Annotated in this window: 17 protein-coding genes; 11 read left to right on the top strand and 6 right to left on the bottom strand. The window is 68.5% G+C overall.

Going from position 1 to position 23,274, the window contains the following annotated elements; translation table 11 throughout:
* The first annotated feature begins 82 nt into the window (after nucleotides 1-82).
* Entirely contained in the window at nucleotides 83-3,970 is a 3,888-nt protein-coding gene (gene hrpA / locus NGJ44_RS03010; RefSeq protein ID WP_502802102.1) for an ATP-dependent RNA helicase HrpA, read from the top strand.
* A gap of 42 nt (nucleotides 3,971-4,012) precedes the next feature.
* Here the strand turns inward: hrpA and lpxO are convergent, their stop codons facing one another.
* Nucleotides 4,013-4,912, bottom strand: a complete 900-nt coding sequence (gene lpxO / locus NGJ44_RS03005; protein WP_053245072.1) for a lipid A hydroxylase LpxO — start codon at nucleotides 4,910-4,912, stop codon at nucleotides 4,013-4,015.
* A 104-nt stretch (nucleotides 4,913-5,016) separates the two neighbouring features.
* On the opposite strand from lpxO, the gene dnaE reads away from it, so the two are divergent.
* From dnaE to NGJ44_RS02970, 7 genes are read left to right on the top strand one after another with little or no spacing between them, the layout of a single operon-like run.
* A complete protein-coding gene (dnaE, locus tag NGJ44_RS03000; protein WP_251863081.1) occupies nucleotides 5,017-8,508 on the top strand; it encodes a DNA polymerase III subunit alpha in 3,492 nt (1,163 codons plus the stop codon).
* Nucleotides 8,508-9,608 (top strand): glycosyltransferase family 4 protein, encoded by a 1,101-nt coding sequence (locus NGJ44_RS02995; RefSeq protein ID WP_251863080.1) that lies wholly within the window; start codon nucleotides 8,508-8,510, stop codon nucleotides 9,606-9,608. The genes dnaE and NGJ44_RS02995 overlap by 1 nt, the downstream gene beginning before the upstream one ends.
* A complete protein-coding gene (locus tag NGJ44_RS02990; RefSeq protein WP_053245075.1) occupies nucleotides 9,605-10,453 on the top strand; it encodes a polysaccharide deacetylase family protein in 849 nt (282 codons plus the stop codon). The genes NGJ44_RS02995 and NGJ44_RS02990 overlap by 4 nt, the downstream gene beginning before the upstream one ends.
* Nucleotides 10,450-11,202 (top strand): glycosyltransferase family 2 protein, encoded by a 753-nt coding sequence (locus NGJ44_RS02985; protein ID WP_053245076.1) that lies wholly within the window; start codon nucleotides 10,450-10,452, stop codon nucleotides 11,200-11,202. Before NGJ44_RS02990 ends, NGJ44_RS02985 begins: the two co-directional genes overlap by 4 nt.
* Entirely contained in the window at nucleotides 11,199-12,314 is a 1,116-nt protein-coding gene (locus tag NGJ44_RS02980) for a glycosyltransferase (protein ID WP_251863079.1), read from the top strand. The genes NGJ44_RS02985 and NGJ44_RS02980 overlap by 4 nt, the downstream gene beginning before the upstream one ends.
* A gap of 18 nt (nucleotides 12,315-12,332) precedes the next feature.
* On the top strand, nucleotides 12,333-13,058 hold the full coding sequence (locus NGJ44_RS02975) for a polysaccharide deacetylase family protein (protein ID WP_251863078.1): 726 nt from the start codon (nucleotides 12,333-12,335) through the stop codon (nucleotides 13,056-13,058).
* A complete protein-coding gene (locus NGJ44_RS02970) occupies nucleotides 13,033-14,184 on the top strand; it encodes a glycosyltransferase family 4 protein (protein WP_082308350.1) in 1,152 nt (383 codons plus the stop codon). Before NGJ44_RS02975 ends, NGJ44_RS02970 begins: the two co-directional genes overlap by 26 nt.
* Before the next feature lie 17 nt (nucleotides 14,185-14,201).
* Here the strand turns inward: NGJ44_RS02970 and NGJ44_RS02965 are convergent, their stop codons facing one another.
* The 3 genes from NGJ44_RS02965 to NGJ44_RS02955 form a co-directional block, all read right to left on the bottom strand.
* Entirely contained in the window at nucleotides 14,202-14,516 is a 315-nt protein-coding gene (locus NGJ44_RS02965; protein WP_251863077.1) for a YkgJ family cysteine cluster protein, read from the bottom strand.
* Complete coding sequence (locus NGJ44_RS02960; RefSeq protein WP_053245079.1) at nucleotides 14,513-15,286, bottom strand: YdcF family protein; 774 nt, start codon at nucleotides 15,284-15,286, stop codon at nucleotides 14,513-14,515. Before NGJ44_RS02960 ends, NGJ44_RS02965 begins: the two co-directional genes overlap by 4 nt.
* Nucleotides 15,287-15,351: 65 nt before the next feature.
* The gene (locus NGJ44_RS02955; RefSeq protein WP_251863076.1) at nucleotides 15,352-16,320 is read right to left on the bottom strand and encodes a glycosyltransferase family 9 protein; all 969 of its coding nucleotides are present in this window, start codon (nucleotides 16,318-16,320) and stop codon (nucleotides 15,352-15,354) included.
* A 139-nt stretch (nucleotides 16,321-16,459) separates the two neighbouring features.
* Between NGJ44_RS02955 and msbA the strand changes: the two genes are divergently transcribed.
* From msbA to NGJ44_RS02940, 3 genes are all read left to right on the top strand, one after another.
* Nucleotides 16,460-18,235: a lipid A export permease/ATP-binding protein MsbA gene (gene msbA, locus NGJ44_RS02950; RefSeq protein ID WP_251863075.1), complete on the top strand. Its 1,776-nt coding sequence runs from the start codon at nucleotides 16,460-16,462 to the stop codon at nucleotides 18,233-18,235.
* 109 nt (nucleotides 18,236-18,344) lie between these two features.
* Nucleotides 18,345-20,162 carry a monovalent cation:proton antiporter-2 (CPA2) family protein gene (locus NGJ44_RS02945; RefSeq protein ID WP_251863074.1) on the top strand — a complete coding sequence of 606 codons (1,818 nt, stop codon included), beginning with the start codon at nucleotides 18,345-18,347 and terminating at the stop codon, nucleotides 20,160-20,162.
* A 122-nt stretch (nucleotides 20,163-20,284) separates the two neighbouring features.
* Nucleotides 20,285-20,512, top strand: a complete 228-nt coding sequence (locus NGJ44_RS02940; RefSeq protein ID WP_053244102.1) for a hypothetical protein — start codon at nucleotides 20,285-20,287, stop codon at nucleotides 20,510-20,512.
* Between the two features lie 24 nt (nucleotides 20,513-20,536).
* Here NGJ44_RS02940 and NGJ44_RS02935 read toward each other — a convergent pair whose 3' ends face one another.
* Both NGJ44_RS02935 and rng read right to left on the bottom strand, forming a co-directional pair.
* Nucleotides 20,537-21,238, bottom strand: a complete 702-nt coding sequence (locus NGJ44_RS02935; RefSeq protein WP_053244101.1) for a DUF3053 family protein — start codon at nucleotides 21,236-21,238, stop codon at nucleotides 20,537-20,539.
* Nucleotides 21,239-21,458: 220 nt separating this feature from the next.
* The gene (gene rng, locus NGJ44_RS02930; RefSeq protein ID WP_053243756.1) at nucleotides 21,459-22,943 is read right to left on the bottom strand and encodes a ribonuclease G; all 1,485 of its coding nucleotides are present in this window, start codon (nucleotides 22,941-22,943) and stop codon (nucleotides 21,459-21,461) included.
* Nucleotides 22,944-23,274 lie beyond the last annotated feature (331 nt).

The raw sequence follows: 23,274 nt of genomic DNA, 5'->3' as shown, positions 1-23,274 counted from the left end.
CGCCGGGGGGGGCTTTTTCCACCCGTTGCCCGGCCGGGACGGCTCGCGGCCGCCCGAAAATTTATAATGCCCGGCTAACCGGATAATCGATACATGCCTGAATCCTCCCGTCCGCGCGCGCCATGCCGGGGCGCAGCCGCCGCGTCCCGAGCGCCCGATTCCCGCGGTCAGCTATCCCGAAGACCTGCCCGTCAGCGCGCGGCGCGAGGAGATCGCGCGCGCCATCTCGGCCAACCAGGTGGTCATCGTCAGCGGCGAGACGGGTTCGGGCAAGACCACGCAGCTGCCCAAGATCTGCCTGGAGCTGGGGCGGGGCCGTCAGCGCATGATCGGCCACACCCAGCCGCGCCGCCTGGCGGCGACTTCGGTGGCCAAGCGCATCGCCGAAGAGCTGCACACGCCTATGGGCGAGGTCGTGGGCTACCAGGTGCGCTTCAACGACCGCACCGGCCCGAATGCGTCCATCAAGCTGATGACCGACGGCATCTTGCTGGCCGAGTCCCAGCGCGATCCGCTGCTGCGCCGCTACGACACCATCATCATCGACGAGGCGCACGAGCGCAGCCTGAACATCGATTTCCTGCTGGGCTATCTCAAGCAGCTGCTGCCGCGCCGGCCCGACCTCAAGGTCATCATCACCTCGGCCACCATCGACGCGGAACGCTTCGCCCGGCATTTCGCGGCCGCCGACGGCCGTCCCGCGCCGGTGATTGAAGTGTCGGGCCGGCTTTATCCGGTGGAAATCCGCTACCGTCCCGTGCGCCAGGAGGCCCAGGGCGACGAGGCCGCGGCGGCCAGGCCCGGACGCGAGCGCATGTCCGGCGACGAGGAGCGCGATCTCATCGACGCCATCGTGGATGCCGTGGACGAGTGCGCGCGCCACGGCCCGGGCGACGTGCTGGTCTTCCTGCCCGGCGAGCGCGAGATCCGCGAGGCGGCCGAGGCACTGCGCAAGCATCATCCCGCGGCCACCGACGTGCTGCCGCTCTACGCCCGGCTGTCGCAGGCCGAGCAGGAGCAGATTTTCCACCCCCGCGGCAACGCGCGGCGCATCGTGCTGGCCACCAACGTGGCCGAAACCTCGCTCACGGTGCCGGGCATCCGCTTCGTGGTCGACAGCGGCCTGGCCCGCATTAAGCGGTATTCGTGGCGCAACAAGGTGGAGCAGCTGCGCATCGAGCCGATCAGCCGCGCCTCGGCCAACCAGCGCGCCGGCCGCTGCGGCCGCGTGGGGCCGGGCGTGTGCATCCGGCTGTACGACGAGCAGGACTTCAACGCCCGCGCCCCGTTCACCGATCCGGAAGTGCTGCGCTCCTCGCTGGCCTCGGTGATCCTGCGCATGAAGTCGCTCAAGCTGGACGACATCGAGCAGTTCCCCTTCGTGGAGGCGCCGCCCGGGCGCGCCGTGGCCGACGGCTACCACCTGCTGCAGGAACTGGGCGCCATCGAGCGGGCCGACGGCCACGAAGGCGAGGACGGCGGCCAGGGCGGCGCGGGCCTGGTGCTGACCCGCACCGGGCACGAACTGGCCAAGCTGCCGGTGGACCCGCGCATCGGCCGCATGATCCTCGCGGCGCGCGAACAGCAATGCCTGGCCGAAATGCTCGTCATCGCCTCGGCCCTGTCCGTGCAGGACCCGCGCGACCGCCCCATGCAGGAGCGCGAGGCGGCCGAGGCCGCGCACGCCAAGTTCGCCGATGACAAGTCCGAATTCATTTCTTTCCTGAAGCTGTGGCGCTGGTACGGCGAACAGGTGCAGCACAAGGCTTCGCAACGCAAGCTGGTGGCGCTGCTGCGCCAGAACTTCCTCTCTCCCGTCCGGCTGCGCGAATGGCACGACGTGCACTCCCAACTCGCCGCGCTGGTGGGCGAACAGGGCTGGCGGCTGAACCAGACCGAGGCCACCTACGAGCAGCTGCACATGGCGCTGCTGGCCGGCCTGCTGGGCAATATCGGTTTCAAGAGCGAGGAGGGCGGCCAGTACCAGGGCGCGCGCGACATCCGCTTCCACATCCATCCCGGTTCGCGCCTGGCCAAGAAAGCCGGACGCTGGATCGTGGCGGCCGAACTGGTCGAGACTACCCGCCTGTACGCCCGCTGCGTGGCGCGCATCGAGCCCGCCTGGCTGGAGCGGGCGGCCGCCCACCTGCTGCGGCGCAACTGGTCCGATCCCCGCTGGGAAAAGAAGGCGGGCCAAGTCGTGGCCAACGAGCGCGCCACCCTGTACGGCCTGACGGTCTATTCCGGCCGCCGCGTGCACTACGGCCGCGTCAATCCCGGGCATGCGCGCGAGCTGTTCATCCGCCAGGCGCTGGTGCCGGGCGAGATCGACACGCGCCTGCCCTTCGTGGCGCACAACCGCAAGCTCATCGCGGGCATCGAGAAGCTGGAGCACCAGACGCGCCGCCCGGACATCCTGGTCGACGACGAGCTGATCTACGCCTTCTACGACCGCCAGCTTCCGGCGGGCATTTCCCAGACCGCGACGCTGGAGAAGTGGGTGGGCGGGCTGGACAAGGCCGAGGCCGCCCGGCTGCTGCTCACCCGCGACGAGCTCATGCGGCATGAAGCGGCCGGCGTCACCACCGACGTTTTTCCCAAGAAGGTCGAGTGGCAGGGCGTCTCCATGGCGCTGGACTACCATTTCGAGCCCGGCTCGCCGCGCGACGGCGTGACTCTCTCGGTGCCGCTCTTCGCCCTCAACCAGATCGACCCGGCGCGCTGCGAATGGCTCGTGCCCGGCATGCTCAAAGAAAAGGTGCACCTGCTGTTGAAGTCGCTGCCGCAGAAGCTGCGCCGGCATTGCGTGCCGCTGCCGGACTACGCCGCCGGCTTCTACGACCGCTGGTTCGAGCGGCTGGCCGACCCCGGCCAGGGGCTGGTCGAGGCGATCATCGCAGACATGTGGGAACAGGTGCAGGTGCGCCCGGCGGCGGCCGACTTCAAGCTCGAAACCCTGCCGCCCCATCTTTTCATGAATTTCCGCGTGATCGACGAGCACGGCCGGATGCTGGCCGCCGGGCGCAACCTGGCGCAGTTGCGGGCCGAATTCGGCAAGCAGGCCCAGGCCACGTTCCAGCAACTGGCCGCGCGCGATGCCGACGTGGCGCAGGCGCTCGCGCACGAGAACCTCACCGGCTGGACGTTCGGCCCGCTGCCCGAAATCATGGAGATCAGGCGGGGCGGGCAGTCGGTGATCGGCTATCCCGCCCTGGTCGACCGCGGCGGCCATTGCGACCTGGACGTGTTCGACGATCCGGAAGAGGCGCGCAAGCACCACCGGGCCGGCCTGCTGCGGCTGTTCCGCCTGGGCCTGCGCGAGCAGGTCAAGTTCCTGGAAAAGAACCTGGCCGATCTCACCCGGATCAGCATGCTCTACATGACGCTGGGCACGCAAGAGGAACTGCGCGACCAGATCATCGACTGCGCGCTCGGCCAGGCTTGCCTGGCCGAGCCCTGGCCCGTGAACGAAACCGAATTCGAGGCGCGCCGCGCCGAGGGCAAGGGACGCCTGGGCCTGCTGGCGCAGGAAGTCGCGCGCCTGGCGGGCGCTATCCTCGCCGAATACGGGGCCGTGCAGCGCAAGCTGCCCCAGGCCAAGCCGCACGCGGCCGCGCATGCCGACATCCAGCAGCAGTTGGGCGCGCTCATGCCCAAGTGGTTCATCCGCGACACGCCCTACGCGCAGCTCGCGCATTTTCCGCGCTACCTGAAGGCGGTCGCCGCCCGCATCGACAAGCTGCGCGCCGACCCCGCGCGCGACGCCCGTCTGGTGGGCGAAATGGCCCCGCTGCTGACGCAGTACCAGCGCGCCCGGGCCGCCCTGAAGGGGGCGCCCGACCCGCGCCTGGACGAGTTCCGCTGGCTGCTGGAGGAGCTGCGCGTGGCGCTGTTCGCGCAGGAGCTGCGCACCCCCATGCCGGTGTCGGTCAAGCGGCTGATGAAAAGCTGGGAGTCGCTGCGGCGCTAGCCCCGGCGGCGCCGCGCCGGGGCCGGGCGCTTGCCGGGGCCGTCAGATCGCCAGGAATCCCGCGATCACCAGGATGATGAGGCCGAACTTGGTCGCCTTGTAGACGGTCTTGTTCCAGGCCTTGAAAGCCTTGCGCTTCTGGTCGATGACCCAGTGCGCATGCGTGAGCTTGTTGATGGCGCCGGTCTGGTCGCCGCCGTCGTTGGGCGAGCTGGCGGCCGACATGACCACGCGGCCGAACCAGCGGTTGAACGCCTCGGCCCAGCGCCACTTCAGCGGGCGCTCCACGTCGCAGAAGAGAATGATGCGGTTGCGGTCCGTGCGGTTGTAGGCTTCGTGCACGTAGGTTTCGTCGAAGACCACGCTTTCGCCGTCGCGCCAGCTGTAGGCGTCGCCGTCGACGATGATGTGGCAGCCGTCGTCGTTGGGGGTGGACAGCCCCAGGTGATAGCGCAGCGAACCGGCGAACGGGTCGCGGTGCGGGTTGAGCTTCCCGCCCGGCGGCAGCTCGGCGAACATGGCGGCCTTCACCTTGGGCAGCGTCTTCAGGATGGCGACGGTCTTGGGGCAGAGCTCTTCGGCCGAGGGGTGGCGGGCCTCATACCACTTGAGGTAGAAGCGCTTCCAGCCGTACTTGAAGAAGGAATTGAAGCCGATGTCGTTGTGCGCCTCGGCGGCCTTGATGCGCCGCATCTCCGCCATGCGCAGGGCTTCCTCGCGGATGGTTTCCCAGTTGTCGTCCAGCACCTTCAGCTCGGCGATTTCGCTGGTGGTCAGGTAGGGCGTGGTGGGCACGCGGGACGCGAGCACCATGAAGGCATTGACGGGCGCGAGCAGCACCGAATGATCCAGCAACTGCCTGCCCAGCGGCAGCCTGACGCGGCCGCGGAAGTGGGCGAAGAGGATGGCGGCCAGCCATATTCCGGGGATCAGCCATTTCATACGTCAATCTCGTGGTGCAGCGGGGTGGAGCCAGCGCATATTGTGGCACACGCCGTGCGGGCGGGCCCTGCTTGGAAAGCCGCCGACTGGGTACAATTCCAGCTATGTCCGAAGCCGTAACGAACCCGTCCCCCTTTGTCCACCTGCGCGTCCATTCCGAGTTCTCGGTGGTGGACGGCATCGTCCGGATTCCCGATCTCATCAAGCGGGTCGCCAGGCTGGGCCAGCCCGCCGTGGCGCTCACCGACCTCGCCAACCTGTTCGGGCTCATCAAGTTCTACAAGGGCGCCCGCGGCGCCGGCCTCAAGCCCATCGCCGGGTGCGACGTCTGGATCACCAACGACGAAGACCGCGAGAAGCCGTTCCGCCTGCTGCTGCTGGTGCGCAACCACCAGGGCTATCTGAACCTCTGCGAGCTGCTGACCCGGGCTTTCCTCACCAACCAGGGCAAGGGCCGGGCCGAGATCCGGCGCGAATGGCTGCAAGGCCAGGAGGGCCTGATCGTGCTGTCGGGCGCACGCGCCGGCGACGTGGGCCAGGCGCTGGACGCGGGCAATGCGGTGTCGGCGCTGGCCCTGGCGCGCCAATGGGCGCACATGTTCCCGGGCTGCTACTACATCGAGCTGCAGCGCGCCGGTTTCGACGGCGACGAAGCCTACACCCAGGCGGCCATGCGGCTGGCGGCCGAGGCCGGCCTGCCCGTGGTGGCCACGCATCCGGTGCAGTTCCTGGACCCGGAGGAATTCCAGGCCCACGAGGCCCGCGTCTGCATCGCCGAGGGCGAGATCCTGGCCAACCCCCGGCGGGTGCGCCGTTTCACCAAGGAGCAGTACCTGCTCAGTTCCGAGGAAATGGCGCGCCGCTTCGCCGACGTGCCGTCGGCGCTGGCCAACACGGTGGAGATCGCCAAGCGGTGCAACCTCAGCCTGGTGCTGGGCAAGCCGCGCCTGCCCAACTTTCCCACGCCCGACGGCGTCTCGCTGGACGACTACCTGGTGCAGCTCTCCGAGCAAGGGCTGGAAAAGCGCCTGGCGTTCCTGTTTCCCGACGAGACCGAGCGCGCCGCCCGGCGCGACCAGTACTACGAGCGGCTGCGCATGGAGTGCAAGACCATCATCCAGATGGGCTTTCCCGGCTACTTTCTCATCGTGCAGGACTTCATCAACTGGGGCAAGAAGAATGGCGTGCCCGTGGGCCCGGGCCGGGGCTCGGGCGCGGGCTCGCTGGTGGCCTACGCGCTGGGCATCACCGACCTGGACCCCATCCGCTACGACCTGCTGTTCGAACGCTTCCTGAATCCGGAGCGGGTGTCCATGCCCGACTTCGATATCGACTTCTGCCAGGACAACCGCGAACGCGTCATCGACTACGTCAAGTCGAAATACGGGCGCGACGCGGTGAGCCAGATCGCCACCTTCGGCACCCTGGGCGCCAAGGCCGTGGTGCGCGACGCCGGGCGGGTGCTGGACATGCCCTATATGTTCTGCGACGGCCTGTCCAAGCTGATCCCGTTCAACCCCATGGATCCGTGGTCGCTGGAGCGCACGCTGAAGGAAGAGCCCGCCTTCAAGGAGCGCTACGAGCAGGAAGAGGAAGTGCGCGCGCTGGTCGACCTGGCCAAGCCGCTCGAAGGACTGACCCGCAACATCGGCATGCACGCCGGCGGCGTGCTCATCGCCCCGGGCAAGCTCACCGACTTCTGCCCGCTGTACTGCCAGCCCGGCCAGGAGAACAGCGCCGTCTCGCAATTCGACAAAGACGACGTGGAAGCGGCTGGCCTGGTGAAGTTCGACTTCCTGGGGCTGCGCAACCTCACCATCCTGGACTGGGCCGTGCGCTACGTGCGCCAGTTCAATGCCGACAAGCGCGACTTCGACGTGATGGCGCTGCCGCTGGACGACCCGGCGGCCTACAAGATCCTGTGCGACGCGAACACCACGGCCGTGTTCCAGCTCGAATCGCGCGGCATGAAAGAGCTGCTCAAGAAGCTGCGCCCCAATACCTTCGAAGACATCATCGCCATGCTGGCCCTGTACCGCCCGGGGCCGCTCGAATCCGGCATGGTGGACGACTTCGTCAACCGCAAGCACGGCCGCGCGGCGGTGGACTACTTCCACCCCGACCTGGAAAGCACGCTCAAGAGCACCTACGGGGTCATCGTCTACCAGGAACAGGTGATGCTGATCTCGCAGATCATCGGCGGCTATTCGCTGGGCGGCGCCGACCTGCTGCGGCGGGCGATGGGCAAGAAAAAGCCCGAGGAAATGGCCAAGCACCGCGAGCTGTTCGAGAAGGGCGCCAAGGAGAAGGGGCACGACCCCGACCTCGCGGTCAAGCTCTTCGACCTCATGGAAAAGTTCGCGGGCTACGGCTTCAACAAGTCGCACTCGGCGGCCTATGCGCTCATTTCCTACCAGACCGCGTGGCTCAAGGCCTACCATCCCACCGAATTCCTGGCCGCCACCATGTCGTCCGACATGGACGACACCGACAAGGTGCAGACCTTCTGCCGCGACGCCCAGGAAAACGGCGTGGAGGTGCTGCCGCCCGACGTGAACCACTCCGGCTACCGCTTCGAGCCGGTGGCCGACAAGTACACCGAGCAGGGCAAGCCGCCGCGCACCATGCGCTACGGCCTGGGGGCGGTCAAGGGCACCGGCCAGGGCGCGGTCGAGGACATCCTGCGTGCGCGCAAGGAAGGCGGCCCCTTCCTCAACCTGTTCGATTTCTGCCGCCGGGTCAGCAAGCACGCCGTCAACCGGCGCACCATCGAGGCCCTCATCAAGGCTGGGGCATTCGATTCCATCGAGCCGAACCGCGCCGCCATGCTGGCTTCCGTGCCCACGGCCATGGAAGCCGCGGAGCAGGCCGCGCGCAGCGCCAACCAGGCTTCGCTCTTCGGCGACGACAGCGGCGACGTGGTGGCCCAGGAGCTGGCCAAGGTGCCGCCCTGGGACCTGCACGCCAAGCTCACCGAGGAAAAAGCCGCGCTGGGCTACTACTTCAGCGGCCACCTGTTCGACCACTGGCGCGACGAGGTGCGGCGCATCGTGCCCATGCAGCTCGCGCGCATCGAGCCGCAGCGCGACCTGCAATGGATGTGCGGCGTGCTGGCCAGCGTGCGCACCATGATGACGCGGCGCGGCAAGATGGTGTTCGCCGTGCTCGACGACGGCACCGCGCAGGTGGAAATCTCGGTTTTCAACGAACTGTACGAAAAACACCGCAACCGGCTGCGTGAAGACCAGCTCCTCATCGTGCAGGGCAAGGTCAGCAACGACGAGTATTCCGGCGGCATGCGCATCGTGGCCGAGCAGCTCTACGACCTGCAGCTCGCGCGCGAGGCCCGGGCCCGCTCGCTGCGCATCAAGCTCAACGGCACGGCCGACGCCGTCCGCCTGCGGCAGATGCTCAATCCCTTCCGCGCCGAGCCCGAGAACGGCATCCCCGGCGTGCCGGTGGACGTGGTCTACACGCGCGACAACTTTCTCTGCACGGTCCGGCTCGGCGAGGAATGGCGCGTGCGCATGGCCGACGCGCTGCTGGAGAACCTCAATGCCTGGACCCGGCCCGAGCTCGTGGAGGTCACTTACTGATGCATCCGCTGCGCATCGTGCATTCCGAGGCGGCCACCAGCTTCGGCGGCCAGGAAGGCCGCATTTTCAAGGAAATGACGGCCATGCGCGCGCGCGGCCATCACATGGAGGCCATTTGCCAGCCCCAGGCGCTGCTGGCCCAGCGCCTGTCCGACGCAGGCTTCACCGTGCACACCCTCGACATGGACGGCCCGCTCAACTATCTGCGCGGCGTGGCCGCCGTCCGGCGCATCCTCAGGCAAGGCCGTTTCGACGTGCTCAACACGCATAGCCGGCGCGACACCGTCATCGCGGCGGCGGCCGGGCGGCTGGCGGGCACCCCGCTCATCGTGCGCACGCGCCACCTGTCCAACAGAGTGGGCTCGCTCTGGTCATACACCTGGCTGCCGCATCGCATCACCACCGTGAGCGACCACGTGCGTCAGCATCTCATCGACCGCGGCGTTCCGCCCGACCGCGTCGCCACGGTGTATTCGCCGGTGGTGCTGCCCGCGCCCGTGGAGCATTCCACCCTGCGCCGGGAACTGGGGCTGTCGCCCGACGACGTGGTGGTGGGCTGCGTGGCCGTGATGCGCGCCACCAAGGGCCATAAAGACCTCATCGACGCCATCGCCCCGCTGATGGCCGAGCGCCCGCACCTGCACCTGGTGTTCGTGGGCGGGGGCTCGCCGGTGTTCGAGCAGACCCAGGCCTACGTGGCCCAGCGCGGCCTGGAAAACCGCATCCATCTGTTGGGCACGCGGCGCGACGTGCCCAACCTGCTGGCCGGCTTCGACCTGTTCGCGCTGGCCACGCAGCAGGAAGCCTCGGGCACCGTCTACGTCGAGGCGCAGGCCAGCGGCCTGCCGGTCATCGGCACCGACGTGGGCGGCGTGTCCGAAATGTTCCGCGACGGCGTCACGGGCATCCTGGTGCCGCCCCGGAATCCGGCGGCCCTGACCGACGCCCTGCGGCGCCTCATCGACGATCCCGGCCTGCGCCGGCGCATGGGCGAAGCGGGCCGCAAGAGGGTCTGGGAAGAGGGCGTGTTCTCGCCCGCCCGCCTGGCCGAAACCACCGAGGCCGTCTACCTCAAGTGGCTCGCGGAGCGGCGCGCATGAACGCCCCGAACATCCCGGTGCTGATGTACCACCACGTCACGCCCGCCGGCGGCATGATCGCGGCCACGCCCCAGGTTTTCGAAGACCAGATTGCCCGGCTCGCGCGCGCGGGCTACCAGTCATTGGGCACCGACGAGTTTTCCCTGTTCCTGGCAGGCGGCAGCGTGCCCGAGCGGTCCGTGCTCATCACCTTCGACGACGGCTACCTCAACAACTGGATATACGCGCATCCGGTCCTGCAGCGCTACGGCATGCGCGCCGTGCTGTTCACCATTACCGGGTGGATCGGCGACGGCCCGGCGCGCCCGCACGCGGGGCAGGGCGGCGTGCTGCCGCCCACGCCCGACCACCATGCCTGCAAGCAGCTCATTGCCGAGGGCCGCACCGACGAGGTGATGCTGCGCTGGAGCGAAATCGAGGCCATGCGCGCGGCGGGCACCTTCGAATTCCATTCGCACACGCATACCCACACGCGCTGGGACCGGGTCTGCGGCCAGGACGCGGCGGCCAAGCGCGGGCACATCGAAGAGGAGCTGCGCGTGTCGCGCGACACCCTGGCCAGGCGCCTGGGCCAGGCCAGCGACCACCTGTGCTGGCCCCAGGGCTATTTCGACGCCGACTACCTCGAGGCCGCCCGCGAAGCCGGGTTCCGCCACCTGTACACTACCGACCCTTTCGGCCAGAACCGGCCGGGGGCAGACCCGGAGCACATCTACCGCTTCGCGGTGCGCAACCAGGGCGGCGCGTGGCTGAACCGGCGCATCTGGCTTTCGCGCCATCCCTTCTGGGGGCCCCGTTATCACGCCTGGAAGGCATGGAAAAAGCGTCTTAGGAATCGCGGATGAAGCTATCGGTCATCATCATCACCAAGAACGAGGCGGCCAACATCGCCGAATGTCTGAAATCCGTGTCGTTCGCTGACGAATTCATCGTGGTGGACTCGGGCAGCACCGACGGCACCGTGGAGCTGGCGCGGGCGCTGGGCGCGCGCGTGGAAATCACCCCCGACTGGCCCGGGTTCGGCCCGCAGAAGAACCGCGCGCTCGACCTGGCCACCGGCGACTGGGTGCTGTCCATCGACGCCGACGAACGCGTCACGCCCGAACTGGCCCGCGAAATCCAGGACACGCTGCGCGCGCCCGCCGCCGATTGCTACGAGATCGCGCGCCTGTCGAACTTCTGCGGCCGCGACATCCGCCACAGCGGCTGGTGGCCCGACTACGTGCTGCGCCTCTTCAGGCGCGGGTCCGCCCGCTTCACCGATGCCGCCGTGCACGAGCGCGTGGTGCCGGCCCGCGGCCGGCCGCTGCGCCTTGCCGGCTATTTCCGCCACTATCCCTACGACAACCTCGACGCGCTCATCAACAAGGTCAACCGCTATTCGTCCGACGCCGCCGCCATGATGTACGCCAAGGGCCGGCGCACGGGTGTGCTGGGGGCGCTGGGCCACGGTTTCTGGACTTTCGTGCGTATCTACCTGATACGCCGCGGCTTCCTGGACGGCCGCCACGGGCTGGTGCTGGCCGTCACCGCGGCGGCCGGCAGTTTCTTCCGCTATGCCAAGCTGATGTTCCTGGCCGGAAAGAAGCCGTGAGAATCCTGTACACCAATTTCCATGGCCGCAACGGCGGCGGCCATGTGACCTACATCATCAACCTGGCCAAGGCGCTGGCGGGCAGCCACCAGATCACCGTCGCCACGCCCGAAACCAGCCGGCTCTACCGCTACGCCAAGGCCATTCCGGGCGTGACGGCGGTGCCCATGCAGTATTCGTCGCGTCCCGCCGCGCTGCTGGGCGAGCGCGCGCAACTGCGCCGGCTGATCCGCCAGGGCGGCTACGACCTCATTCACTGCAACGGCTCGGCCGACCACAAGCAGGTAATGTTCGCCACGCTGGCCCTGGCCGAGCGTCCGCGCATCGTCTTCACCAAGCACAACGACCACCCGGTGACCAGCCTGGGCAACTGGCTGCGCGCCCGCCTGGCCACCGACCACAGCATCGCGGTCAGCGATTACGTGCGCCGCCTGATGGAAAATTCGCCCTACAAGCGCCGCCCCATCACGACCATCCGCCACGGCATCGACACGAACTTCTTCGCGCCGCCGCCGCCCGAAAGCCTGGACAAGCTGCGCGAGATCTTCTTCGGCCCCGACTGGCGCGGCAAGCTGCTGCTGGGCAGCGCCGGCGGCACCGACTACGACAAGGGCTGGCTCGACCTGGTGGCCGCCGCGGCGGCGCTCCCCCCGGCGGACAAGGCGCGCGTGCGGCTGCTGGTGGCGGGCGACCCGCCCTCCGAGGCCAAGCTGGCCCGCGTGCGCGAGCTCGGCATGATCGACCAGGTCGTCTTTCCCGGGCTGCTCGACGACGTTCGCGCCGCGCTGGCGTCGTGCCATGCGGGCTTCGTGCTGTCCTACCGCGAGGCCCTGTCATTCGCATGCCGCGAGATCATGGGGCTGGGCCTGCCCGCCCTGGTGTCGGACGCGGGCGGCCTGCCCGAGAACGTCACCGACGGCGTGGACGGCTGGATCGTGCCGGCGCGCGACGTGGCCGCCATGACCGCCAGGCTGCGCAACATGCTGGACGATCCCGAGCGCGTCCGCCAGATGGGCATGCAGGCCCGCGCCACCGCGGTGCGCGATTTCAACCTCGAGCGTTTCGCCCGCGCCACGATGGAGGTGTACCAGCGTACGCTGGACGGACACTGAGCCCTTATAATTCGGGCCATGTCTATTCCTATCCTCATGTATCACCAGATCGGCGAGCCCAACCCCAAGGGCACGCCGTATCGGGGCCTGACGGTGCACCCGGACAGCTTCGCCCGCCAGATGCGCTGGATGCGCCGCCTGGGCTATCGAGGCCTGTCCATGCGCGACCTCATGCCGTACGTGCGGGGCGAACGCCAGGGGAGGGTCTTCGGCATCACCTTCGATGACGGCTACCGCAACGTGCACCGCAATGCCATGCCGATACTGAGCGAAATGGGCTTTACCGCCACCAATTATTTCGTGGCGCACCAGTTCGACGGCGGCAACGTCTGGGATCTGGAAAAAGGCATCCCGTTCTCGCCGCTCATGTCGGTGCAGGAAATGCGCGAATGGGCGCAGGCGGGCAACGAGGTAGGCTCGCACACGCTGGACCACGTCCACCTGCCGGAACTGCCGCCCGACGAGGCGCGCCGCCAGATCGCGCAGTCGAAAGACGAGCTCGAGCAGGCCCTCGGCGGACCCGTCACGGCTTTCTGCTATCCCTACGGCGATCACGGTCCCGAGCACCGCGTCATGGCCCGCGAGGCTGGCTACGACAACGCCACCCTCACCCGGCGCGGGCTGGCCGCCGCCACGGACGATCCCTACGGCCTGCCGCGGGTCACGGTGTCGCGTTCGACCAACATCGTCCGGTTCCTGCAGAAATGCCTCACCCGCTATGAAGACTCCCGCCGCAATGGTTGAGCGGCGGCTGCGCATCGCGCTGCTGGTGGACCGTTTCGGCAATCGTTTCGGCGGCGCCGAAGCCTATGGCGTCGAACTCATGCGCGTGCTGGGCGAGCGTCACGACATCACCGTCGTGGCGCGCGACTACGACAGCGATCTTCCCTTCGCCCGCCGGCTGCTCCGCTTTCCCGGCTGGCTGCCGAGCTGGATGCGGGTGGCCTGCTTCGCGTGGCGCGCCCATCGCCTCACCCGCGGCCGGTTCGACATCGTGCACTCGCACATGAACGGCTGGGCGGGCGAAATCCAGGTCATGCACGTCACGCCGGTGCGCTACGGCCGCGTCATCCGGGCCAAGCCCTTCAAGCGGCTGCGCGCCTGGGTCAACCCGCGCCTGCTCACCTACCTGCTGCTGGAACGGGCCCGGGTCCGCAGCGGCCCGGGGCGGCGCATCGTCGCCGTCTCCGGCCTCATCCAGGACCAGCTGCATCGCAGCTACGGCCCCGAGCTGCCGGTGGACATCATCGCGCCGGGCGTGAAGCTGCCCCCGCCTGTCGATCCGTCGCGCCGGCGCGAAGTGCGCGAATCCCTGGGCTGGAACGACGACACCATCGGCTGCCTGCTGGTGGCGCGCAATCCCCTGCGCAAAGGCCTGCCCGCCTTGCTGGACGCCCTGGCCCAGTTGCCCGACAACTACCGCCTGCTGGTGGTCGGCGCCGACGGGGCCGCGCGCGAGCGCGTGCGCGCCAAGGGCGCGCTGGCCGGCCGCGTCAGCCTGGTGGATCCCACCCCGGAGGTGGCGCGTTATTTCGGCGCCGCCGACCTCTACGCCCATCCCACGCTCAACGACAGCTACGGCATGGCGCCGCTCGAGGCCATGTCCCACGGGCTGCCCGTGGTGGTCAGCTCGCCCGACTATTGCGGCTTCGCCCAGTACCTGTCGGCCGGCCGCGACGCGCTCATCCTGCAAGACCCGCGCGACGGCAGCCAGCTGGCCCAGGCCCTGCTGCGCCTGGGTTCCGAGCCCGAACTGCGGGCCGCGCTGGCCGAACGCGGCCTGGCCATCGCCCGCGCCCAGAGCTGGGAAAACGTCGCCCTGCGCTACGAAGCGCTATACGGGGCCGTGCTGGCCGAGCGCGGCGCCTGAACCCGCGCGCGGCGCGTTCATGCTTGCGGCGCGGTGGCGCGCTCCAGCTCATCCAGCCAGGCTATCGCGTGTTCGCGGCTGTGCCCGCACATGTCGCGCTGCGGCCGGAGGCCGCCGCAGAAGTCCGGCCGCTCGGGGCGGCCGAACACCGCGCAGCGCATGTCCGGCAGCAGTTGCGCGCAGGGCACGCCGGCCGGCTTGCCTTGCGGCATGCCGGGCAGGGGCCGCGTAATGGAAGGGGCGATGCAGCAGGCTCCGCAGCCCGGCCGGCAGGAGACGGGCGCCGGCGGCGGACCGGCCGGATCGCCCGCGGGGCGGACCGCCGCGTTCATACCCACCCGCGCAGCCAGTAGACGAACAGGCCGGCGTACTCCTTGATGATGGAGCGGCTGGCGTCGAAGGCGCGCTGGTTGGGCAGCCAGGGCCAGAACGGGTCGCGGCTCTCGGCTTCGGGCACCACGATCTGCGGCGGCGTGGGCGCCGCGATGGCCTGCACGCCCTGCTTGGAAAACGCCGCCATCGCGCGCGGCATGTGCAGGGATGAGGTAACGAGCAGGATCGTGTGTATGCCGCGCGCCTTGAGCTTGTCTTCCGTCAGGGCGGCGTTTTCGTAGGTGGTGCGGCTGGAGTTCTCGAGGATCAGCGCGGCGTCGGGCACGCCCTGCTGGCGCAGCGTGTAGGCCATGCCCTTGGCTTCGCTCACGTCGCCCTCCAGCGCACCGCCGGACAGCAGCACCCGCGGCGCGCGACCGGCCCGGTAGAGCTCCATCGCGGTGTCCACGCGGACGACGGCGGTCTGCCTGTCGTAGGGCAGGAACCAGTTGGCGCGGCCGTTGGCCGTATTGCCGCCCAGCACCACGATGGCGTCGGCGGTGGGCGACTCCGCGGCCGGCAAGTGGGGATAGCGGTGTTCGAGCGCCCCGCCCAGCCAGAGCGAAGTGGCCGGCAGCGACCAGGCCAGGGCCCAGATCAGGCCGGCGGCCATCAGCGCCGCGCCCGTTTTGCGCAAGCGGAACAGACCCAGCACCAGACCGGCGACGACCAACGTGATACAGAGATTTAGCGGGATGATCAGATTCGTCAGGTAAGTGGCTATGGTCATGTCAAACAATCCGGTGACTGCCTCGCCTCGAGGCCTTGCCGGGGCCAGGAAGGCATATCCTGGGTTTACGCCGCGCCGAGCAGTTGCCGGGCCCGCGCGTCGACTTCCTGCACGGACGGCCAGGATCCGTCCGCGCCCATGCACACCGCCCGGGGCGACCATGGGCCGGTCCGCGACGGACTCGTCACGCCGAACAGGGTGAGTTCGGGCGCGAGCGCGGCGGCGGCCACATGGGAAACGCCGGAATCGTTGCAGATGACCAGCCGGGCGCGCGCGGTCAGGGCGGCGAAAGCCCCCAGGGACAGCGGCGGCAGCAGTTGCGCGCTGGGCGCGTTGCGGCGGGCCTCGTCGATTTCGGACGGCGGTGGGCACATTACCACGATATGGCCGGCAGACTGTAACGAACGGCTAAGGGCGTCGAATCCCGGCCACACCTTGATCCTGCCCTTGTGCAGCCCGGTGGCGGTAGGGGCGATCAGCACGAAGGGCCGGCCGGCCAGCCCGGCGTCGCGCAGCGCGTCTTCCGCAGCCTGCCGGTGCGCCGGCGTGAGGGGCAGGTCCAGCGTGGGGGAGGGGGCGGCCGGGCCGGCCGGCAGCCCCCAGCGCGCCAGCGCCTCGCGGGTAAGGCAATGCCAGGACTGTACGGCGTGCATGGGCCGGGAAGGCTTGGACACCGGCCAGCGCAGCAGGAAGCTGCGTCCGTCGTCGCGGTAGCCGGCCGAGGGCAGCCCCGCCAGCCGGAACACCAGGGCGCTGGACAGCGAGTCGGGCAGCAGCAGGCCGCGCGCGCGCCGGCCGGCCGCGCCCAGGCTGCGCCGGTGCGCCGCCACGGCGGCGCGGTCCGCACCCACCTTGCCCCGCATGGGAATGAAATCCTGCTTGGGCAGGCCGTCCAGCAGATCGCGCGCCCAGGGGCGGGCGCAGATCACCAGGGGCAGGCCGGCCGCCGCCAGGGCGCGCAGGCTGGGAAGACTCATGCAGACGTCGCCCACCCAGTTGGGCAGGCGCACATACAGGCAGCTGATTTCGGACATGAACGGGCGCGTGTCGCGCGGTAAGGGCCGGCGGCGAGCCGGGAAGGGCCGATGCGGCCCGCCAGGGGAAAAGGCGGCGGCGCGGACGCCGGTAGCCGGTACAATTCCGGGCACAATTGTATAAAAGCGAGTGTTCCCTTTGAATTCAGCCGCACGCAACACGCCCGCGGGCTCACAGCCCGTCAAAGCCGAACTCTGGAGCCGCATCTACAGCCGGGTGGGTTCCTACTGGAAGGGCCTGCTGCTTGCCATCCTGCTCATGGCGGGAGCGGCGGCCACCCAGCCCACGCTGGCGGTCATCATGAAGCCGCTGCTCGACGAGGGCTTCTCCGGCACCAAGCCTTATTACGTGTGGGCGCTCCCGCTGGCGGTGGTGGGCCTGATCCTGTTGCGCGGCATCTGCAATTTCTTCAGCGACTACCTGCTGGCCTGGGTCGCCAACAATGTGCTGCTGGGCATGCGGCGCGACATGTTCGAACGGCTGCTGGGCCTGCCCGATGCCGACTTCAAGCGCGGCGATACCGGCCGGCTGCTCAACCGCTTCACCATCGACGCCGGCAACGTCACGGGCTACGCCACCGACGTCATCACCGTGCTGGTGCGCGAAACCCTGGTGGTCATCGCGCTCATCTGCGTGCTGCTGTACATGTCCTGGGTGCTGACCCTCATCATCCTCATCATGCTGCCAGTCTCGGTCATGATCGCCCGGGTCTTCATCAAGCGCCTGCGGCGCATCAACCGCGAAACCGTCAACATGAACGCCGAGCTTACCCGGGTGGTCAGCGAAGGCATCGACGGCCAGCGGGTCATCAAGCTCTTCGACGGCTACGAGGCCGAGCGAGGCCGCTTCGCCTTCGTGAGCGGCAAGCTGCGCCGCTTCGCCATGCGCACCGCCACCGCCGACGCGGCGCTCACCCCGCTCACCCAGGTCTGCATTTCCATTTCGGTGGGTGCGGTCATCGCCGTGGCCCTCAGCCAGGCCAACAGCGGCTCGCTCACCGTGGGCAGCTTCGCCTCGTTCATGGCGGCGCTGGCCCAGATCTTCGATCCCATCAAGCGCCTGACCAACCTGGCCGCGCGCATGCAGAAGATGCTGGTTTCGGCCGAGAGCGTCTTCACCCTCATCGACCAGCCGTCCGAAACCGATACCGGCACGCGCCTGCTTCCCGAGCCGGTGCGCGGCAAGGTGGAGTTCCGCAACGTCAGCCACCGCTTCCACGACGCCGATTCCGACACCGTCAGCGACGTCTCCTTCATCGCCCAGCCCGGCCAGACGGTGGCGCTGGTGGGCCGCTCCGGCAGCGGCAAGACCACGCTGGTCAATATGCTGCCCCGCTTCGTGCTGCCCACCAGCGGCCAGATCCTGGTCGACGACGTGCCCGTCGAAGACCTCACGCTGCGCAGCCTGCGCTCGCACCTGTCGCTGGTCAGCCAGGACGTGGTGCTGTTCGACGACACCATCGCCGCCAACGTGGGCTACGGCGCCCTGGGCGAGGCCGACGAGCAGCAGGTGCGCGACGCCCTCGCGGCGGCCAACCTGCTCGATTTCGTCGAGAGCCTGCCGCAGGGCATCCATTCGCCCGTGGGCGAAAACGCCGCCCGTCTTTCCGGCGGCCAGCGCCAGCGCCTGGCCATCGCGCGCGCGCTCATCAAGAACGCGCCCATCCTCATCCTGGACGAGGCCACCTCGGCGCTGGACAACGAGTCCGAGCGCCAGGTGCAGGCCTCGCTGGAGCGTCTGATGCGCGGCCGCACCACGCTGGTCATCGCCCACCGCCTGTCCACCGTGCAGAACGCCGACCGCATCATCGTGCTGGATGCGGGCCGCATCATGGAAGAGGGCACCCACGCCGAACTGCTGGCCGCCAACGGCCTGTACGCGTCCCTCTACCGGATGCAGTTCCGCGAAGAATGAGCCTGCGTCCGCCGCCCCGGCGGACGGCTTGCCGCCAGCCCGGATCGCGCCGCCCGGGGCCGCACCGCCGGCTCCCGCCACGGAGCCGGCCCAGCTGAGGGAGAGTCCCATGTCCGTGCCCGCCGAAAGCCATCAACTCGTCAATGCCGTGGTGCTGCTCGGGGCCGCGGTCATCGGGGTACCGCTCTTCAAGCGCCTCGGCCTGGGCTCGGTCCTGGGCTATCTCGCGGGCGGACTGGCCATCGGGCCGTTCGGCCTGGGCTTTTTCTCCGATCCGCGAGCCATTCTCCACGTGGCCGAACTGGGCGTGGTGATGTTCCTCTTCATCATCGGGCTCGAAATGCAGCCCTCGCGCCTCTGGAAACTGCGCGGCGAGATCTTCGGCCTGGGCGTGGCGCAGGTGCTGGCCTGCGGCGCGCTGCTCACCGGCGTGGGCGTGCTGGCGGGGCTGGCGCCCGCGGCCGCTTTCATGGCCGCCATGGGCTTCGTGCTCTCGTCCACCGCCATCGTCATGCAGATCCTGGGCGAACGCGACGACACCGCCAGCGCCCAGGGACAGCGCATCGTTTCCATCCTGCTGCTCGAAGACCTGGCCATCGTGCCGCTGCTGGCCCTGGTCGCGCTGCTCGCTCCAGCCGGCGCGGGCAGGCATGGCGGCGATCCCTGGGCGCAGGCCGCGATCGCCGCGGGCTGCGTGCTGGCGCTGCTGGCCGCCGGCCGGTGGCTGCTCAACCCGCTGTTCCGGCTGCTGGCCGCGGCCCGCGCGCGCGAAGTCATGACCGCGGCGGCGCTGCTGGTCGTGCTCGGCGCCGCGCTGCTGATGGAGCTGGGCGGACTGTCCGCCGCCATGGGGGCGTTCCTGGCCGGCGTACTGCTGTCCGAATCCACGTTCCGGCACCAGCTCGAAGCCGAGATCGAGCCTTTTCGCGGCATTCTCCTGGGCCTGTTCTTCCTCGGCGTCGGCATGTCGCTGGACCTCTCGGCCGTGGCGCGCGAGTGGCCGCTCATCCTGGCCGGCGTGTTTGTCTTCATGGCGGTCAAGGCGGCGGGCGTCTACGGCATAGCCAGGCTGCTGCGGGCGCCCCGCCGCGAAGCCCTCACGCGCGCGGCCCTGCTGGCGCAAGGCGGCGAATTCGCCTTCGTGCTGTACTCGGCGGCGGCCGCCGCGGGCATCTTCGACGCGCACCTGGCGGCCGTCCTCACCGCCGTGGTCATCATTTCCATGGCGCTGACACCCGTCTGCGTGCTGGCGCTGCGGCTGCTGCCGCCGCCCGAACCCTCCATGGACGGCGTGGAAGCGGCGCAAGACCTGGATGGCTGCGCGCTCATCATCGGCTTCGGCCGTTTCGGCCAGATCGTCACCCAGGCCATGCTCGCGCGCGGCATGAACGTCTCCATACTCGACCTTGACACCGACGCCATCCGCGCCGCCGAAAAATGGGGAGTGAAGGTCTATTACGGCGACGGCACCCGGGCCGACATGCTGCGCAATGCCGGGGCGGAAACGGCCAAGGCCATCCTGATCTGCATCGACGATCCCAAGGACGCCACACGCATCGTCAGGCTGGCCAAGGCCGAGTTTCCGCTGGTGAAACTGGTGGTGCGCGCCTATGACCGCATCCACGCCCTGGCCCTGCTCAAGGAAGGCGTCGATTTCCAGGTGCGCGAAACCCTGGAGTCGGCGCTGGCCTTCAGCGCCGGCGCCCTGGCCGAAATGGGGGTGCCGGCGGAGGAGGCCGCCGATGTGGTGGCCGATGTGCGCAAGCGCGATCTGGTCCGTCTTGATCTCGAAGTGGCGGGCGGCCTGTTCGCGGGCCGGTCGCTGCTGTACGGCAACATGAAAGCGCCGGCGGACGGCCGCAACGACCGCGCCGACCGCGAAGCGCTGGACGAAGCCGCCGGCAATCCGCCCGGCGTCCCCGGATAGGACGAATTTTTCCTATCTTTTCATTGCTTTACGTATCATTTCACGCCAAAAACCGCCAGGCTGAGGTAGATTTATTCCTACGATCTCCGCGACATATCGGAGGCGAGTGCCAGGGGGTTGCCATGCTGCATCCGGAACGGAATTCCACCATGCCGCACGCCGTGGGCGTCGAATTGGCCAGGCGGCAGGCCGCGACGTTGGGCTGCGGGTTTTCCGCCGCCGTCACACGCCGCCTCGTGCAGAACATCCAGGGCGCGGGCGCGGCCTGGGCCATCAGCGCGCACCGCGAAACCGGCAAGGCGCGCGGCGCGCGGGCGTTTCCGTTCCGCATCGCCGCGATGGCTTCCTGAGCCCGGCCGCGCCGGGCAGCCGGATCAGCGGCCGATCATCACCGCCTGCAGGCGGGTCTGCGCCTGCTGCATGTTGCGCGCCTGGGCGTTCAGATCCTGCAAGAGCTGGTTCAACTGCTGTTGCACCGCCGGGTCGCTCACCTTCACGACCGGCCCGGACACGTCGATCTGCGCCTGGTGCGCGCTGACGTAATCGGCCACGTTCAGGCTCGCGTCCAGCGTCGCGCTCAGCTGGGGCAGCACGTCCGCGAAGGTGTCGGCGGGCAGGGTCACTGTCTTCTCGTAAGCCTGGTCATATACGGTCTTCAGGTCGTCGGGTTGCTGCAGCTTGGCGCGCGCCGCGTCCGCCTTGCTGCGCTCTTCCTTCAGCGCGGCGCCCATCTCGCCCAGCGCGGATTGCACGGTCTTCAGTTCGTCGCGGCGGCCCATGATGTCGCCCAGGGAGCGCATCGACGTCTTCTGCATCATGCCGCCCAGCGGCTTGACCGACGCGTCCATGCCGGCATGGAAATCCGTGATCACCTGGTAATGCGAGGCGTAATCGCCAAACGACTCGGTTTCCTCGTTCGTCGGCTGCGGCACGTGGATGCCGGGCTTGTCCACGATGCGGGTCTTCAGGAACTGCGCAAAAGCCGCGCGCTGTTCGGGCTCCTTGCTGCCGCATGCTCCCAGGGCCAGCGGCAACGCAACGGCCAGCAACGCGATCGGACGGAACAGGGACTTCATCAATCAAAAATCTCCGGTATGCCAAAAACAAAAGACCTGGCGCCGGCGGGCGCCGGCTGCCAGATCGACCGCCCGGGAGCTTATCGGCAACCGGCCCGGCGCGCCCGCGGTTTCAGATTTGATTGCACTCGTATCCGGATGACACACCCGCGCTACATTCCGTCGCGCATGCGACGGGTTTCTCTGTTATGGAACGGGGCCGAGAGCTTCGCGGCAGGCGTCAGATCAGGATGATGTCGTACTGTTCCTGCGTATAGCCGCCCTCGACTTCGAGCGATATCCGCTTGCCGACGAAATCGCCCAGCATGGCCAGATGCTGGCTTTCTTCTTCCAGGAACAGGTCCACCACCTGCTGCGACGCCAGGATGCGGAATTCCTTGGGGTTGAACTGGCGCGCCTCGCGCAGGATCTCCCGCAGGATTTCATAGCAGACGGTGCGCGGCGTGCGCACCGTGCCGCGCGCTTCGCACATGGGGCAGGGCTCGCAGAGCTGGTGCGCGAGCGAATCGCGCGTGCGCTTGCGCGTCATTTCCACCAGGCCGAGCTGCGTGAACCCGTTGACCGTCATGCGCGTGCGGTCGCGCGCGAGCGCCTTCTTCAGCTCTCCCAGCACGGTTTCCCGGTGTTCGGGATCTTCCATGTCGATGAAATCGAGAATGACGATGCCGCCCAGGTTGCGCAGCCGCAGTTGCCGCGCAATGGCCTGCGCGGCTTCCAGATTGGTCTTGAAGATCGTGTCGTCGAAATTCCGGCCGCCCACGAAGCCCCCCGTGTTCACGTCCACGGTGGTCAGCGCCTCGGTCTGGTCGATGATGAGATATCCGCCGGACTTGAGGTCCACGCGCCGCGACAGCGCGCGCGCGATCTCCTCGTCCACGTTGGCGGTATCGAACAGCGGCCGCTCGCCGCTGTAGTGCTCGATGCGGTCCACGACCGAAGGCGTGTACAGGCGCGCCCATTCGCGCAAGGCGGTGGTGGTGGTGCGCGAGTCCACCAGAATGGAGTTCGTGTTGGGGCCGACCATGTCGCGCAGCACGCGCTGCGCCAGCGTCAGGTCGCGGTGCAGCAGCGCCGGCGCGGGCTGGGTGCGGGCGGCCGCCTGCACGCTGGCCCACAGTTTGCGCAGATACTCCAGGTCGGCCGTCAGTTCCTCGTCCGTCGCGCCCTCGGCCTGGGTCCGCACGATGAAGCCGCCTTTTTCCTCGGGCGGCACCAGCGCCTGCAGGCGCTCGCGCAACTGGATGCGCTCGGCCTCCGAATCGATCTTCTGCGAAATGCCGATGTGCGGATCGTGCGGCAGATACACCAGCATGCGTCCCGCCATGCTGATCTGCGTCGACAGCCGGGCGCCCTTGGTGCCCAGTGGATCCTTCACCACCTGCACCATCAGGGTCTGGCCCTCGAACAACAGCTTTTCGATGGGCGTGGGCGGCAGGCCCTGGCTGCGCTCGCCGCGGTTCTCGCGCAAGTCGGCAATGTGGATGAACGCCGCCCGTTCCAGCCCGATATCGATGAATGCGCTCTGCATGCCGGGCAGCACGCGCACGACCCGCCCCAGGTAAATATTGCCCACGTGGCCGCGCTGGATACTGCGTTCCACATGCAGCTCCTGCACCGCTCCCTGCTCCACCAGGGCGACGCGCGTCTCGAACGGGGTCACGTTGATCAGGATGTCTTCGCTCTGGGCGATCACGGCGGGGGGCATGGGGGCATCATCTCCTGGCAGGGAAGGCGAATGGTAAACGCAAGGGCCGGGCAACGCCCGGCCGCTACGTATATATATAGATACCTGGCCCCCGAGGGAAGGGCCGCGGCAAAAAAACAGGGTGCGATCCCACCATGATCTCTGTATCTGTTTGCCGGCATTTAATGGCTTTTCATGAAACCGGCATGACAAGTCCGAAATCTGTGCTATAGTCTCGCTCCCTTGCCGCTGGGCCCGGAAATTGAAGCGGGGCGGTGCGGCAGGGCAAGGCGAGGCGCGGGGTTCTGCGGTGCAGGGGGCCACGTGATTTTTGCAAGGCAGTGCGCAATTC

Source organism: Achromobacter sp. Marseille-Q4962, assembly GCF_943737005.1.
Lineage (GTDB): Bacteria > Pseudomonadota > Gammaproteobacteria > Burkholderiales > Burkholderiaceae_B > Achromobacter.
The sequence above is the reverse complement of the archived record's forward strand: the minus strand, read 5'-3'. Positions and strand labels throughout refer to the sequence as shown.

What these genes read in the sequence shown, in the direction of transcription:
- NGJ44_RS02990 (WP_053245075.1), top strand. Translation starts at nt 9,605, where the DNA reads ATGAACGCCCCGAACATCCCGGTGCTGATGTACCACCACGTCACGCCC.
- NGJ44_RS02970 (WP_082308350.1), top strand. Translation starts at nt 13,033, where the DNA reads ATGAAGACTCCCGCCGCAATGGTTGAGCGGCGGCTGCGCATCGCGCTG.
- NGJ44_RS02955 (WP_251863076.1), bottom strand. Translation starts at nt 16,320, where the DNA reads ATGTCCGAAATCAGCTGCCTGTATGTGCGCCTGCCCAACTGGGTGGGC.
- dnaE (WP_251863081.1), top strand. Translation starts at nt 5,017, where the DNA reads ATGTCCGAAGCCGTAACGAACCCGTCCCCCTTTGTCCACCTGCGCGTC.
- lpxO (WP_053245072.1), bottom strand. Translation starts at nt 4,912, where the DNA reads ATGAAATGGCTGATCCCCGGAATATGGCTGGCCGCCATCCTCTTCGCC.
- NGJ44_RS02940 (WP_053244102.1), top strand. Translation starts at nt 20,285, where the DNA reads ATGCTGCATCCGGAACGGAATTCCACCATGCCGCACGCCGTGGGCGTC.
- NGJ44_RS02985 (WP_053245076.1), top strand. Translation starts at nt 10,450, where the DNA reads ATGAAGCTATCGGTCATCATCATCACCAAGAACGAGGCGGCCAACATC.
- NGJ44_RS02975 (WP_251863078.1), top strand. Translation starts at nt 12,333, where the DNA reads ATGTCTATTCCTATCCTCATGTATCACCAGATCGGCGAGCCCAACCCC.
- NGJ44_RS02995 (WP_251863080.1), top strand. Translation starts at nt 8,508, where the DNA reads ATGCATCCGCTGCGCATCGTGCATTCCGAGGCGGCCACCAGCTTCGGC.
- rng (WP_053243756.1), bottom strand. Translation starts at nt 22,943, where the DNA reads ATGCCCCCCGCCGTGATCGCCCAGAGCGAAGACATCCTGATCAACGTG.
- NGJ44_RS02965 (WP_251863077.1), bottom strand. Translation starts at nt 14,516, where the DNA reads ATGAACGCGGCGGTCCGCCCCGCGGGCGATCCGGCCGGTCCGCCGCCG.
- NGJ44_RS02945 (WP_251863074.1), top strand. Translation starts at nt 18,345, where the DNA reads ATGTCCGTGCCCGCCGAAAGCCATCAACTCGTCAATGCCGTGGTGCTG.
- NGJ44_RS02960 (WP_053245079.1), bottom strand. Translation starts at nt 15,286, where the DNA reads ATGACCATAGCCACTTACCTGACGAATCTGATCATCCCGCTAAATCTC.
- NGJ44_RS02935 (WP_053244101.1), bottom strand. Translation starts at nt 21,238, where the DNA reads ATGAAGTCCCTGTTCCGTCCGATCGCGTTGCTGGCCGTTGCGTTGCCG.